At 50.1% G+C, this 13330-nt stretch carries 17 protein-coding genes; 10 read left to right on the forward strand and 7 right to left on the reverse strand.

The annotated features are described in order from the left end of the window. Position 1 precedes the first annotated feature (1 nt). Positions 2-1258 carry an ATP-binding protein gene (locus EZV72_RS14960; RefSeq protein ID WP_137167984.1) on the forward strand — a complete coding sequence of 419 codons (1257 nt, stop codon included), beginning with the start codon at positions 2-4 and terminating at the stop codon, positions 1256-1258. A gap of 50 nt (positions 1259-1308) precedes the next feature. On the opposite strand, the gene murA is transcribed toward EZV72_RS14960, so the two are convergent. From murA to mlaF, 7 genes are all read right to left on the reverse strand, one after another. Further along, a complete protein-coding gene (gene murA, locus EZV72_RS14965; protein ID WP_137167985.1) occupies positions 1309-2568 on the reverse strand; it encodes a UDP-N-acetylglucosamine 1-carboxyvinyltransferase in 1260 nt (419 codons plus the stop codon). Positions 2569-2582: 14 nt separating this feature from the next. Beyond that, positions 2583-2840, reverse strand: coding sequence for a BolA family protein (locus EZV72_RS14970; RefSeq protein ID WP_137167986.1), 258 nt, complete (start codon positions 2838-2840; stop codon positions 2583-2585). 34 nt (positions 2841-2874) lie between these two features. Further along, the gene (locus tag EZV72_RS14975) at positions 2875-3183 is read right to left on the reverse strand and encodes an STAS domain-containing protein (protein ID WP_137167987.1); all 309 of its coding nucleotides are present in this window, start codon (positions 3181-3183) and stop codon (positions 2875-2877) included. Continuing rightward, on the reverse strand, positions 3180-3800 hold the full coding sequence (locus tag EZV72_RS14980) for an MlaC/ttg2D family ABC transporter substrate-binding protein (protein ID WP_137168782.1): 621 nt from the start codon (positions 3798-3800) through the stop codon (positions 3180-3182). Before EZV72_RS14980 ends, EZV72_RS14975 begins: the two co-directional genes overlap by 4 nt. A gap of 78 nt (positions 3801-3878) precedes the next feature. Continuing rightward, the gene (gene mlaD, locus EZV72_RS14985) at positions 3879-4358 is read right to left on the reverse strand and encodes an outer membrane lipid asymmetry maintenance protein MlaD (protein WP_137167988.1); all 480 of its coding nucleotides are present in this window, start codon (positions 4356-4358) and stop codon (positions 3879-3881) included. 10 nt (positions 4359-4368) lie between these two features. Further along, positions 4369-5145, reverse strand: a complete 777-nt coding sequence (gene mlaE, locus EZV72_RS14990) for a lipid asymmetry maintenance ABC transporter permease subunit MlaE (RefSeq protein ID WP_137167989.1) — start codon at positions 5143-5145, stop codon at positions 4369-4371. Next, positions 5142-5942 carry a phospholipid ABC transporter ATP-binding protein MlaF gene (gene mlaF / locus EZV72_RS14995; RefSeq protein WP_137167990.1) on the reverse strand — a complete coding sequence of 267 codons (801 nt, stop codon included), beginning with the start codon at positions 5940-5942 and terminating at the stop codon, positions 5142-5144. Before mlaF ends, mlaE begins: the two co-directional genes overlap by 4 nt. Before the next feature lie 717 nt (positions 5943-6659). Here mlaF and EZV72_RS15000 point away from each other — a divergent pair. From EZV72_RS15000 to ptsN, 9 genes are all read left to right on the forward strand, one after another. After that, positions 6660-7616: a calcium/sodium antiporter gene (locus tag EZV72_RS15000; protein ID WP_137167991.1), complete on the forward strand. Its 957-nt coding sequence runs from the start codon at positions 6660-6662 to the stop codon at positions 7614-7616. A 3-nt stretch (positions 7617-7619) separates the two neighbouring features. Further along, the gene (locus tag EZV72_RS15005; protein ID WP_137167992.1) at positions 7620-8588 is read left to right on the forward strand and encodes a KpsF/GutQ family sugar-phosphate isomerase; all 969 of its coding nucleotides are present in this window, start codon (positions 7620-7622) and stop codon (positions 8586-8588) included. Then, positions 8588-9142 (forward strand): 3-deoxy-manno-octulosonate-8-phosphatase KdsC, encoded by a 555-nt coding sequence (kdsC, locus tag EZV72_RS15010; RefSeq protein ID WP_137168783.1) that lies wholly within the window; start codon positions 8588-8590, stop codon positions 9140-9142. The genes EZV72_RS15005 and kdsC overlap by 1 nt, the downstream gene beginning before the upstream one ends. Beyond that, positions 9139-9702: an LPS export ABC transporter periplasmic protein LptC gene (gene lptC, locus EZV72_RS15015; RefSeq protein ID WP_137167993.1), complete on the forward strand. Its 564-nt coding sequence runs from the start codon at positions 9139-9141 to the stop codon at positions 9700-9702. Before kdsC ends, lptC begins: the two co-directional genes overlap by 4 nt. Continuing rightward, positions 9671-10267 (forward strand): lipopolysaccharide transport periplasmic protein LptA, encoded by a 597-nt coding sequence (lptA, locus tag EZV72_RS15020; protein ID WP_137167994.1) that lies wholly within the window; start codon positions 9671-9673, stop codon positions 10265-10267. The genes lptC and lptA overlap by 32 nt, the downstream gene beginning before the upstream one ends. Positions 10268-10272: 5 nt before the next feature. Then, positions 10273-10998: an LPS export ABC transporter ATP-binding protein gene (lptB, locus tag EZV72_RS15025; protein ID WP_137167995.1), complete on the forward strand. Its 726-nt coding sequence runs from the start codon at positions 10273-10275 to the stop codon at positions 10996-10998. A 75-nt stretch (positions 10999-11073) separates the two neighbouring features. Next, positions 11074-12552, forward strand: coding sequence for an RNA polymerase factor sigma-54 (locus EZV72_RS15030; RefSeq protein ID WP_137167996.1), 1479 nt, complete (start codon positions 11074-11076; stop codon positions 12550-12552). 31 nt (positions 12553-12583) lie between these two features. Further along, a complete protein-coding gene (gene hpf / locus EZV72_RS15035) occupies positions 12584-12871 on the forward strand; it encodes a ribosome hibernation promoting factor (protein WP_137167997.1) in 288 nt (95 codons plus the stop codon). 7 nt (positions 12872-12878) lie between these two features. Then, positions 12879-13322 carry a PTS IIA-like nitrogen regulatory protein PtsN gene (gene ptsN / locus EZV72_RS15040; protein WP_137167998.1) on the forward strand — a complete coding sequence of 148 codons (444 nt, stop codon included), beginning with the start codon at positions 12879-12881 and terminating at the stop codon, positions 13320-13322. Positions 13323-13330: the final 8 nt, after the last annotated feature.

Here is a 13330-nt window from a genome sequence, read left to right on the forward strand (position 1 = left end):
CATGGCCCGACTGTTCGCCAGCCTGTACTTTTTTATAGCCGCAGCGCTGATAGGCACTACGGCCTTGCTGGATGCTTTATTTTTCAGCCCCACCGACTCGCCTTCCCAGTCGGTGGAAGCAGCCCGGATATTGTTACAGCACACCACGCCGAATGATGACACCGTCAGTGCGCTGCGCCAGGCCGGACTTGAAGCCCGTCTCATTAACCGCAATCTGATTGCCTGGCCGCAGGTGTCGGCCGATGCTTTAGCCAACGGCAATGTGGCGACGCTGTTTGATGATAACACCACGTTACTGTATCGCCGCTTTGATGATACCCGTTTGCTTGAGGTGACGCTGCTTGATGGGCTTAATGCACCGTCTACCTGGGATAATGTGTGGCTCTACAGTATTTCCTTCTTTTTACTGCTGGGGATATGGATAGCGTTGTGGCTGTGGCCGTTGTGGCGCGACCTGCGTACTATCCATACCACTGTAGCCAATATGCAGCCCAATGGGACCATTGTACCAATTTGTCTGCCTCAGCATTCCCGTCTCACTGGTATTGCAGAAGCCCTTAACCGGCTGAATGAACGGGTTAGCGAACTGCTCTCCCGTCATAAGGAAATGACCGGAGCCGTAGCGCATGAAACCCGCACTCCGCTGGCCCGACTGAAGTTTGCGCTGGCGGCCGGCCCCCGTGATGACCCGGCGCACTGGCAAGCCATGGGCAACGATGTTCAGGAGCTCGAACACCTGGTGCAGGAGATGCTGGATTATCTGCGCACCGATAGCACCGTGCCGGAACTGAATATTTCTGAACTGCCTTTGCAGGCGCTGTGTGAACAAACCTTACAGCGCCTGCAGGTTCGTAATACCCGACACATTGATGTCACGGTTAATGCCGGCGCCGTGAAAATCCTGGGAGACGGAGATTATGTTGAGCGCGCGGTTGAAAACCTGCTGGTGAATGCCTTTCGGTTTGCCCACAGTCGTATTGTGATTGATGCTGAAATTTATCGCCAAAAAATACGGCTGAGCGTGCATGATGATGGCCCAGGCATCAGTCAGGAAAATCTGCAAAAAGTATTTGCGCCATTTTTTCGCCCGGATGCGGATCGTTCCCGTGAACGCGGCGGCGCGGGCTTGGGGCTGGCTATTGTTAAGCGCATTCAGCACTGGCATCAGGGTAACTGCTATGTAGAGCGCAGCACGCTGGGCGGGGCCCGTTTTGTGCTGGAATACCCTTACGCCAAACGTCTGTCCCGCAGCCAATAAAAAAGGACCTATTTAAGGTCCTTTTTTTATCCGTACACCCGGGAAGTAATTTATTCTTTTTCGCGAACGATATTGGCACCCAGCGCACTGAGCTTTTCTTCGATACGCTCGTAACCGCGGTCCAGGTGATAAATGCGGGTAACATGGGTTTCCCCTTCGGCAATTAATCCGGCAATCACCAGACTGGCAGATGCACGCAAGTCAGTTGCCATTACCGGCGCTCCTTTCAGCTTTGAACTGCCTTTGGAAACCGCACTGTTGGCTTCCAGCGCAATTTCAGCGCCCATGCGCTGTAGCTCAGGTACATGCATAAACCGATTTTCAAAAATCGTTTCGGTCACAACACCCGTCCCTTCAGCCACACAGTTCAAAGTCACAAACTGGGCCTGCATATCGGTAGGAAATGCGGGATGCGGTGCGGTTTTCACCTGTACTGCGCGCGCTTTTTTGCCTTCCATATCCAGCTCAATCCAGTCATCACCACAGGTAATTTTAGCGCCTGCCTGTTGTAGCTTGTTAATCACCGCATCCAGCGTATCGGGCGCGGCATCCAGACAACGGATTTTGCCACCGGTGACGGCTGCGGCAACCAGAAAAGTGCCGGTTTCAATACGGTCAGGCAACACCCGATAATCACACCCATGCAGGGTTTCAACGCCCTGAATATGAATGGTATCTGTACCGGCACCAGTCACCTTAGCGCCCATCTGGTTCAGACAGTTAGCCAGATCCACAATCTCCGGCTCACGGGCTGAATTTTCCAGAATGGTTTCACCGTCGGCCAGCGCAGCAGCCATCATCAGGTTTTCGGTTGCGCCCACACTGACCATATCCATAAAGATTCGCGCCCCTTTCAGGCGGCCATCAACATGAGCACGAATGTAGCCTTCTTCCACTTCGATCTGCGCACCCATTTGCTCAAGACCAGTCAGGTGAAGATTTACCGGACGTGCGCCAATGGCACAGCCACCCGGTAACGATACATTCGCTTTGCCAAATTTAGCCAGCAGCGGGCCCAGTACCAGAATCGATGCGCGCATGGTTTTCACCAGCTCGTACGAGGCGGTTACGCTGGACAGCGTGCCTGCGGTTAAACTGACCACATCATCGTGATGCTCTACCCCCACACCCAATTCTTTTAACAGGGCATTAGTGGTGTTAATGTCACGCAACCGCGGAACATTGGAGTAACGGCAGGTCTGTTCGGTAAGCAGGGCGGTCATCAGCAGCGGTAATGCCGCATTTTTGGCCCCTGAAATACGTACATCGCCGTGCAAAGCCGGCGACTTTCTAATAACTAATTTATCCACGGCGAAGGCCCGAACTACTGAGGAACGTGAAACTGACGCTCACGCTGCCAGTCGGCTTCGCTGAACGTCTTGATTGAAATAGCGTGCATGCTGCCGTCAGCGATTTTGTCAGACAGTGGCGCGTAAATCGCCTGCTGGCGCTTTACCCGGCTCATTTCATTGAACGAGTCACTCACCGCGATAATAGAAAAATGCGAACCGTCAGATTTAACATGTACTTCGGTTAGGTTCAGGGCGTCTTTCAGTATTGCTTCGATTTCAGCTACATCCATAAAATTTCGTTGCTCTTGTATGTGACTTTTGACGTTATTCTACAGGTAAAAGGGTGTCAACGTCGCTGATTTTAGCAAGCTTCAGCAGTTTTTCCGGCACATCGCTGAGCGTCACCGTGACCTGGTGTTGCTTACCATCGCGTACCGCATTGATAAGCCAGGCCAGTCCGGCGCTGTCAATGCGCTCTACATCACTTAAATCCAGCGTACACCGACCCTGCTTTTTCAGCTGTTGTTGCTGCGCTGAACTGAGCAGGTTCCACCAGTTTTTGCCCAGTGTGTCACGGTCCAGATGACCATGCACACTGACGCGTCCTTCATGACTGACCTGAAACAGACTCACGCGTTGTCCTTTTCATCGAACTCTTCTTTTAGCTCAACCGGGTTATCGATTTTTTCCTGCATCAGTGTAATCACTTTTTCGATACCCTGCTGACGAATGATTGATTCAAATTCGCTGCGTTTGCTGTCCAGCATGCTGATGCCCTCGGCCACCATATCAAAGGCTTTCCACTCATTAGTTTTAGAGTTTTTGCGTACCTTGAAGGCCACTTTAATTTCCGGACGGTTTGGATCTTTGATGATAGCGCGGACCACCACATAGGTTGAGTCGCCAACATCCTGAGCTGGTTCAAATACCACATCCTGGTTGTCATAATAGCTCATCGCCACCGCATAGGTAGTGATCAGGTATTCACGGAACACTTTGACAAATTCAGCCAGTTTGTCACGCTCTATGGATGCCGCGTTTTTACCCAGCACCTTGAACGCCGCAAATTTATAATCTGTATGCGGCAGCAACTCTTCTTTCATGATGGCCCGAAGTTCTTCCGGGTTATTTTTGATAGTGGCCTGATTATCCTTGATACGGCTAAATGTTCGATTTGCCACGTCCTTGATCATCTCATACGGGTTTTCTTCATTCACCTGCTGAGCCGATACACTTGAGGCCGCCATCATAATGGCAAGACCAAACACTGCGATTAGTTTTTTCACGTTAATTACTCCTGATGCTTAATAATCGTTTCGGGGCAAGACTTACTCTTTTTCTTCGTCTTTGCCGCGGCTAAACAGGAACTGGCCAATCAAGTCTTCCAGCACCAACGCCGATTTTGTGTCCTGCAGGTAGTCCCCATCCTGAAGATTGGCAATGCCATCAAATGAGAATCCAGGCTGAAAACCTACGTATTGTTCACCTAATAAACCTGACGTAAGAATAGAGACCGAACTTGTCTCCGGAAATTCGTCATATTTTTTCTGAATACTTAATTCAACCACCGGGGTGTAGTCTTTTTTGTCCAGCGTAATCGCGGACACGCGCCCGACGGTAACCCCACCCACTTTTACTGCTGAGCGCTCTTTCAGCCCGCCAATATTGTCAAATTTGGCATACAGCGTGTAAGTATCGCCGGTGGCGGCCATGGTCTGGTTAGCCACTTTCAGTGCCAGCAATAACAGGGCGCCTACGGTAATGATAACGAACACCCCAACCATAAGTTCCGATTTATGTTTATTCATGTCTAATCCCCTACTCTATTCCGAACATCAGGGCAGTCAGAATAAAATCCAGCCCCAGTACTGCTAATGAAGAAAACACCACCGTTTCTGTGGTTGCTTTGCTGATCCCTTCTGAGGTGGGGGTGGAATCATACCCTTTAAAAATGGCAATCCAGGTCACAACCAGGGCAAATACAAGGCTTTTTATAATGCCATTAACCACATCTGAGCCCCATTCAACCGATGACTGCATAAGAGACCAGTAGCTGCCTGCATCCACACCGAGCCAGTCAACACCGACCAGGTGACCGCCTAAAATACCCACGGCACTGAAAATAACCGCCAGCATTGGCATCGAAATTATGCCAGCCCAGAATCGCGGGCTGACCACACGGCGTAACGGGTCCACTGCCATCATTTCCATGCTGCTTAGCTGCTCGGTGGCTTTCATCAGGCCAATTTCTGCGGTTAAGGCAGAGCCTGCCCGGCCGGCAAACAACAGCGCGGTAACCACCGGGCCCAGTTCACGTAATAGTGACAATGCCACCATGGGTCCCAGGCTGCCTTCTGCGCCATAATCGACTAAAATGGTGTAGCCCTGTAACGCCATTACCATGCCGATAAACAGGCCAGAGACCACAATAATCAGCAATGACTGCACCCCGACCACATACATCTGGCGAATGGTCAGTACCACATTTTTCCATTTTGGCAGCGCAATCAGTGCGCCCAACAGCATCAGACCGGCCCGGCCGATGGCTGAGATGCGGGACAAGGTCCCAGCCCCTACGGAGCGAAAGATGTTCATGACTGGCCTCCGAACAACGATCCTTTAAGATCGTCTGAAGGATAGTGAAAAGGAACCGGCCCGTCTGCTTCGCCCTGAAGAAACTGCTGAACCAGTGGTGAGTCACTGTTTTTGATTTGCTCAGCACTGCCTTCACCAATGATTTTCTGGTCGGCCAGAATGTAGATGTAGTCCGCGATGGTCAGCACCTCAGTCACATCGTGGGTGACCACAATGCTGGTCAGACCCAGTGCATCATTCAGCTCACGGATCAGCTTGACCAGCACACCCATAGAGATGGGGTCCTGACCGGCAAAGGGTTCGTCATACATGATCAAATCCGGATCCAGCGATATGGCTCTGGCCAGTGCTGCCCGCCGGGCCATCCCCCCTGACAGTTCACTGGGCATCAGTTTAGCTGCACCACGTAACCCCACCGCCTGAAGCTTCAGCGCCACAATGGTGTCGATAATATCGCTTTCGAGTTTAGTATGCTCTTTTAAAGCAAAGGCAACATTGTCATGCACATTCATGTCAGTAAACAACGCCCCGCTTTGAAACAACATGCTCATACGCCGGCGTACTTCATACAAACGGCTGCGACTCATGTTCACAATCGACTCATCATCAAAGCGAATATCACCTGACTGTGGCTGCAACTGGCCGCCAATCAGTTTAAGCAAGGTGGTTTTCCCTATCCCACTGGGGCCCATTACGGCCGTAATTTTACCTTTAGGAACACGCAGCGAAATATTGTCATAAATGACACGTTCGCCTCGCTTAAAGGTCATATTGTCTATATCGACTAAATTATCCATACCCGAATTCGTAGGATCCTCTGCTAATGAACTTTTATCCTGCCTGTCTGCATGACCTGCTGATTTAACACAATTTATGACATCATCGCCCGGAGCGCAGTCAACCAGTATAGACCGGTCAATCACCTAAAAGTTTACTGACCAGTGTAGTTGGCGCATTGTACGCGTTTTTCGCATACCCTACCAAACCCAAATAGTTACAAGTTATGTTCGATAGAACCGAATAATTACCATACTCTGGACTAGGTCCCATGCCCAGCTCTTGCCGCAGGCCACAAGTAAAAGCAACCACCAGGCCAGAATTGGCTTTACCCGCCTTCTCAGTGTGGGCGCAAGTCACAAAGTCACGTTGAGGTTACGTCTGACCGACGAAAAAATACGCTGGATGACACCACCGCACACAAAAATTGCGTGCAAATATTACCTGACAGGATTTTTTCTGCATTGGATAAATGCATGTTGTACATACAATTACCTGCTATGTTGCAAACAAATGACAACACACCGGATATCAGCCAATACAGATCCATTGAATAAATGACTCTGATCCTGCCGGCCAGTAGGGCCAGGTCATATTCGTCCCGTCATCGCTCGCTTTTTGACAAGCTTGCAGTCTGTTATTTTGGGTCGGTTGTGAGGCATAAATTCCCTCTAGCCATAGGCAAGCGGGGCATATTCTGCGACAATCGCGAAAAATTCTGATTAATAAGATTGAGCGTGCTAGTACAGGTTATCATTTTCATCATTGGGTTATGCGTCTTGAGCTGGGCGGCGGATCGTTTTGTCTACGGGGCCTCTGCGCTGGCTAAAAACATCGGCATATCACCGATGATGATAGGCTTGACGATTGTGGCAATGGGGTCGTCTGCGCCGGAGATTGTCGTGTCTGCGATCGCATCGGTTAACGGTTCACCGGATACCGCGGTGGGCAATGCCCTTGGCTCAAATATCACCAACATTGGTCTGGTACTGGCCATCACTGCGCTGGTCAAGCCATTGATGGTCTCCTCCACCACCCTGAAGCGGGAAATGCCGGCACTGCTTATTATTACCCTGGTAGCCATGGGCTTTATGTATAACGGTCAGCTGGCGCACATTGAAGGTCTGTTCCTGTTTGGCATGTTTATTTTTGCACTGGCGGGCATGGCCTGGCTGTCGCTGAATGTGGAAAAATCCGATCCGCTGATGTCTGACACCACCGATGAAATCCCTGGTAATGAAAACACCGGTATGGCGGTAGTCTGGATTGGGGTTGGATTATTGCTGCTGCCACTGAGCGCGCATTTTATTGTCGATTCTGCAGTGTATATCGCCCGTTATTTTGGGATCAGCGATTTGGTGATCGGGCTGACCATTATTGCCCTGGGTACCAGCCTGCCGGAGCTGGCTGCCAGTATTGCCGGGGTCATGAAAGGTGAAGATGACATGGCGCTGGGTAATATTATCGGATCTAACATTTTTAACCTGCTGGCGGTACTGAGTATGCCGGGTCTGATTGCGCCCGGCCCGCTGGACCCGGATGTCTATAACCGTGATATGTATGTGATGTTTGGCCTGACTGCGCTGCTGTTTTTCTTCAGTTTCAGTATTATCGGCAAAAAGCAGATTGGTCGGCTCGAAGGCGCTCTGCTGCTGGCAGGCTTCATCGGTTATCAGTTTTTGCTGTTTGGATAAACGATGCAGGATACCTTCTTAGCCTCAGCCCGCCGGGTTATCGACATTGAACAGCGCGCGATCAGCGCCCTGTCTGCGCGCCTGGATCACACATTTGTCCGGGCCTGCGAATTGCTTTATCAGTGCAAAGGCAAAGTCGTGGTCAGCGGTATGGGGAAATCTGGACATATCGGAAATAAAATAGCTGCTACTCTGGCCAGTACCGGCACGCCGGCGTTTTTTATGCACCCGGGCGAGGCCAATCATGGCGACCTGGGTATGCTGGGTGAAGACGACGTGCTGCTGGCAATATCAAACTCGGGAGAAACCAACGAGCTGATTAACCTGCTGCCGGTCGTCAAGCGTATTAATGTTCCGGTGATTGCTATGACGAACAGCACATCAAGTACGCTGGGTCAGCATGCCGATGTAGTGGTGAATATCAGCGTGGAGCAGGAAGCCTGCTCGCTGGGGCTGGCCCCCACGTCCAGTACCACGGCCACGTTGGTGATGGGCGATGCTCTGGCAATTGCTCTGCTGGATGCCCGCGGTTTCACCTCAGATGATTTTGCGCTGTCTCACCCCGGTGGCAGTCTGGGCCGCAAACTCCTGCTCAAAGTGCAGGATATTATGCTCACCGGCGATGCCCTGCCACTGGTCAGCGATGACGCCACGATTACTCAGGCGTTACTGGAAGTCTCCTCTAAAGGTCTGGGTATGACCGGTATCACTGATAAAGACGGGGTGTTATGCGGCGTTTTCACCGATGGTGATTTACGCCGCATTCTGGATACCAAAACCGATATCCACCACACCCGGATCAGTCAGGTGATGACCCGGGGTGGCAAAACTATTCAGGCCCATGAGCTGGCAGTAGAAGCACTGAATACCATGGAAGCACATAAAATCAGTGCCTTAATGGTGACCGACGCACAACGCAAGCCGGTGGGTGCGTTCAATATGCATATGTTGCTAAAAGCAGGAGTATTGTGATGACCCATGTGGTGACTTACTACGGCATGATTGAAGAAAAAACGTTCAACCGGTTGCAGAATCTTAAGCTGCTGGTGTGTGATGTTGACGGCGTTTTTTCCGACGGCCGTATTTATCTGGGCAATGACGGCGAGGAACTGAAAGCCTTTCATACTCGTGACGGCTATGGCTTAAAAGCGGTGATCAAAGCTGGTATTGAAGTGGCCGTTATCACCGGCCGCACCTCGGCGATTGTGCAGAATCGCATGCAGGCGCTGGGTGTTCAGCATATTATTCAGGGCGAGGAAAACAAAGCTGCGGCCTTGCAGGCGCTGTGTGAGAAACTGGGTGTCAGCAAGGATCAGGTTGCCGCGATTGGCGACGATGTTCCGGATTTAGGCATGTATGAACATGCGGCGACCAAGGTGGCGGTAAAAGATGCTCATCCGCAGGTCACCCGTGCCGCTAACTGGGTGCTGAATAAATCCGGCGGGTTTGGTGCAGTGCGTGAGCTGTGCGATGTCATTCTGCAAGCCCATGGTATGCAGGACGGGATCCACGGAGCCAGTGTATGAACCGTCTGGGTCTGAGTATTGCGGCACTGTTTGTGCTGATTTTACTGGTTTACACACCGGTGTGGATGTCAGAGTCTGACACTCCTCAAAAAAGTGCCGGAGATGGCGCGTTAAAACCGGCGTATACGGCAAAGAATCTCACCACCACTATCTATGATGACAACGGCAAGCTGAACCATCAGGTCTTTGCCGAAACCATGGAGCATTACGACCAGTTAGGTTTTGTCCTGTTTGAGCAACCCAAGTACACGGTTTACATGGATGACGGCGAAACGCCGTGGCAGGTAACCGCAAATGAAGGTACGCTGTATAACAACAACCTGATTGAACTGGAATCACAAGTCAGTATCAAAAATTTACAGCCTGACGAATTTGTTAATACCATCAGTACTGACTTTATAAAGATAAACCTGGACGACAAAACGCTTTCCTCTGATCAGCCTGTGGTGATTCGCGGAACCGAGTTTGTGGTAAATAGTAACGGAATAAAGGGCGACCTGAGCTCACAAGAATATGAGTTAATTGATCATGTACAGACTACCTATTCACCTGGCCGTTAGTTTTCTGGCCGCACTTTCCCTGTCAGCGCCAGCGATGGCAGGCTCAGGGGATTTTCAAAAACCAATCACCGTGGATGCCCGTACTCAATCTATGGATGGTAAAAACAAAGTGACCCGCTTTAAAGATAATGTGACCATCTCGCAGGGCTCGCTGACCATCAAAGCCGATGAAGTGGAAGTCAGCGCCAAAGACGGTCAGGGCCGTGAAGTGATGATCGCCCGCGGTAACCCGGCAAAGTACTCTCAGACCATGGATGATGGCAGTAAAGTCAGTGCCGAAGCTGCCGAGCTTCGCTACGAGGTAGCCAAGCGCACCATTTCGATGTCTGGCAATGCCACCATCCGGCAAAACAGCAGCATGGTTCAGGGTGATAGCATCAAATACGACATGGTTCAGGAGCAACTGCTGGCCACCAGTGCTGATGACAATAAAGACAGTCGGGTGACCACGGTATTTCGCCCCGAAGCGATGAAAAAATTAAGTGAAAATCAGGACGATGCTTCTCAGCAGCAAGACGGTAAGGACAAACCGGCGCAACCTCAACAAACCGGTGAAGGTAAGTAAGTTATATGGCAACACTGTCTGCCTCAAATCTCGCAAAATCCTATAAGTCCCGGCAGGTAGTCACCGATGTCAGCCTGTCAGTATCCACCGGCCAGATCGTAGGACTGCTTGGTCCTAACGGTGCCGGTAAAACCACCACCTTTTACATGATTGTTGGGCTGGTGCCGCTGGATAAGGGCAAAATCTTTATCGATGATAAAGACATGACGCATCAACCCATGCATGAGCGGGCGCGCAAGGGTATCGGCTATCTGCCGCAAGAAGCTTCTATATTCCGTAAACTGACCGTACATGAAAACATTATGGCGATTTTGCAAACCCGTAATGATTTAGATGCCGGTAAACGGGAAGAAGAAGCCGATGCCCTACTTGATGAATTCAATATCAACCATATACGTAATAGTACAGGGATGAGTTTGTCAGGCGGTGAACGCCGGCGGGTGGAAATTGCCCGGGCACTGGCGGCGAATCCGCAATTTATACTATTGGATGAGCCATTTGCGGGTGTTGATCCTATATCGGTTAATGATATAAAGAAGATAATTCAGCATTTACGTGACCGGGGTATCGGTATCCTGATCACTGACCACAACGTACGGGAAACCCTGGACGTGTGTGAAGAGGCCTACATTGTCAGTCACGGCGAATTGATTGCCCAGGGTAGTGCCGAACAAGTATTAAGCAACCAAAAAGTGCGCGATGTATACCTGGGTGAGCAATTCAAGCTATAGTTAAGGTGTGACAGAAAGATGAACATGCCTGGCATTCACCTCAGTGTACAAACGTACAAGAGTTATAAGACGTAGATGAAACCATCTTTACAATTAAAATTTAGTCAACAGTTAACCATGACCCCGCAACTGCAGCAGGCTATCAAGCTGCTGCAGCTGTCGACACTTGATCTACAGCAGGAGATTCAGGAAGCCTTAGATTCCAACCCGCTGCTGGAAGTGGACGAAGGGTCTGATAACGATATTGTGGAAAAAAACAATATCGATAATGATGGTGATGACACACCAGCAACTGCCAGCGCTACCGACAATCTGGAATCTGGTGAGGCGCTGGAAAAAAATGACTTGCCTGACGAGCTGCCGATCGACAGTACCTGGGATGAGTATTATTCGGCGTCTTCTGCGCCAGCCCCGGGCCCTGGCAGTGATGAAGATACTGTTTTTCAGGGGGAAACCACTGAAAATATTCAGGACCACCTGTTATGGCAAATGCGTCTGACCCCGTTTTCAGATACTGACCGGGCAATTGCTACGGCCATTATCGACTCCATTGATGAGTCAGGTTATCTGACGGTCACCGTGGAAGATATTCTGCAAAGCATTAATAGCGAGGATATGGAAGAGCCGGTTGAAGAGGATGAAGTGGAGTGTGTACTCAAACGTATTCAGCTGTTCGATCCGATTGGTTCAGGTTCACGCTCGCCGCAGGAATGTTTACTGGTTCAACTGCGCCAGTTCAGCCCGGATACACCGTGGCTTGAAGAAGCACGAAACCTGCTTGAAGTGTATTCCGATCTGCTTGGAAGTAAGGACTATCGCACTTTGATGCGTAAGACCAAACTAAAAGAAGATCAACTTCGTGAAGCCATGCGCTTGCTGCAAACGCTGAATCCGCGTCCAGGCAGTGCGCTGGTGACCAAAGAGCCTGAATATGTTATTCCGGATGTCTCGGTAGCGAAGAAAAATGGCCGCTGGTTTGTAGAGCTAAACCCAGACAGCCTGCCAAAACTGAGTGTTAATCAGCAATATGCATCGATGAGCCGACGCGCTAAAAACAGCAGCGATTCACAGTTCATTCGTTCGCATATGCAGGAAGCCAAGTGGTTTATAAAAAGTCTGGAGTCGCGCAATGATACGCTGCTAAAAGTAGCTAACTGCATTGTACAGCAGCAGATGGGCTTTTTTGAACACGGCCCTGAAATGATGAAACCTATGGTGTTAAACGATGTCGCAGAAATGGTAGATATGCACGAATCGACTATTTCACGGGTGACAACCCAGAAGTACATGCACACGCCCAGAGGTATTTTTGAACTGAAATACTTTTTCTCCAGCCATGTGGCCACAGAGTCTGGCGGCGAATGTTCTTCTACTGCGATTCGGGCATTGATTAAAAAACTGGTTGCTGCGGAAACACCAAGCAAGCCGCTTAGTGATAGCAAAATTGCTCAATTGTTGGCCGATCAAGGCATTAAAGTTGCCCGGCGGACAATAGCAAAATATCGGGAATCGTTATCGATCCCCCCGTCAAACCAACGCAAAAGCCTTATTTAATGAAGGCTAGCTCACAATAAGGAAGACGACTATGCAAATTAATCTTACTGGTCACCATGTTGAGATCACTGACTCTTTGCGTACTTATGTCGATACAAAGTTTAATAAGCTTGAGCGCCATTTTGACCACATCTCTAATGTGCATGTGATTCTTAATGTTGAAAAACTCGCGCAGAAAGCCGAAGCGACGGTTCATTTAAGCGGGGCGGAAGTATTCGCGTCTTCAGAAAACACCGATATGTATGCTGCCATCGATAGTATGGTCGATAAACTGGATCGCCAGGTTATCAAGCATAAGGAAAAACTGAAAAAACACTGATTCCTTTATGGATATACAAGCCATTGTAAGTCTGGACCGCACTAAATGTGCGGTTCAGTGTAATAGTAAAAAGCGTATCCTGGAGATTATCAGCGGCATTGCAGCTGACAATAACCCGGAGATTGATCAGGCTACTGTGCTAAACAGTCTGGTGACCCGGGAGCGTATGGGCAGTACCGGTATAGGTAATGGTATTGCACTGCCTCATGGGCGCCTGCCGGGCCTGGACCGGGTTATCGCCATTGTGGTGACCAGTGAGCCGGCCATTGACTTTGATGCCATTGACAATCAACCCGTGGATATTTTTTTCACCCTGCTGGTACCGGAAGAGCAAACTGAAGGACATCTTCAGACGCTGGCGCTGGTAGCAGGGAAACTCAGTAACAAAGACACGGTGAAAGCCATTCGCCGTGCACACACCAGTGATGACATTATTACAGCCCTGAAATAGCTCAGGGC

The sequence above is a fragment of the Salinimonas lutimaris genome, assembly GCF_005222225.1.
GTDB lineage: Bacteria > Pseudomonadota > Gammaproteobacteria > Enterobacterales > Alteromonadaceae > Alteromonas > Alteromonas lutimaris.

Coding starts and splice junctions, on each gene's coding strand:
- EZV72_RS14960 (WP_137167984.1), top strand. CDS start 2: ATGGCCCGACTGTTCGCCAGCCTGTACTTTTTTATAGCCGCAGCGCTG.
- EZV72_RS14970 (WP_137167986.1), bottom strand. CDS start 2,840: ATGGATGTAGCTGAAATCGAAGCAATACTGAAAGACGCCCTGAACCTA.
- EZV72_RS14980 (WP_137168782.1), bottom strand. CDS start 3,800: ATGATGGCGGCCTCAAGTGTATCGGCTCAGCAGGTGAATGAAGAAAAC.
- mlaD (WP_137167988.1), bottom strand. CDS start 4,358: ATGAATAAACATAAATCGGAACTTATGGTTGGGGTGTTCGTTATCATT.
- mlaE (WP_137167989.1), bottom strand. CDS start 5,145: ATGAACATCTTTCGCTCCGTAGGGGCTGGGACCTTGTCCCGCATCTCA.
- mlaF (WP_137167990.1), bottom strand. CDS start 5,942: ATGGATAATTTAGTCGATATAGACAATATGACCTTTAAGCGAGGCGAA.
- EZV72_RS15005 (WP_137167992.1), top strand. CDS start 7,620: ATGCAGGATACCTTCTTAGCCTCAGCCCGCCGGGTTATCGACATTGAA.
- kdsC (WP_137168783.1), top strand. CDS start 8,588: ATGACCCATGTGGTGACTTACTACGGCATGATTGAAGAAAAAACGTTC.
- lptC (WP_137167993.1), top strand. CDS start 9,139: ATGAACCGTCTGGGTCTGAGTATTGCGGCACTGTTTGTGCTGATTTTA.
- lptA (WP_137167994.1), top strand. CDS start 9,671: ATGTACAGACTACCTATTCACCTGGCCGTTAGTTTTCTGGCCGCACTT.
- lptB (WP_137167995.1), top strand. CDS start 10,273: ATGGCAACACTGTCTGCCTCAAATCTCGCAAAATCCTATAAGTCCCGG.
- EZV72_RS15030 (WP_137167996.1), top strand. CDS start 11,074: ATGAAACCATCTTTACAATTAAAATTTAGTCAACAGTTAACCATGACC.
- hpf (WP_137167997.1), top strand. CDS start 12,584: ATGCAAATTAATCTTACTGGTCACCATGTTGAGATCACTGACTCTTTG.
- ptsN (WP_137167998.1), top strand. CDS start 12,879: ATGGATATACAAGCCATTGTAAGTCTGGACCGCACTAAATGTGCGGTT.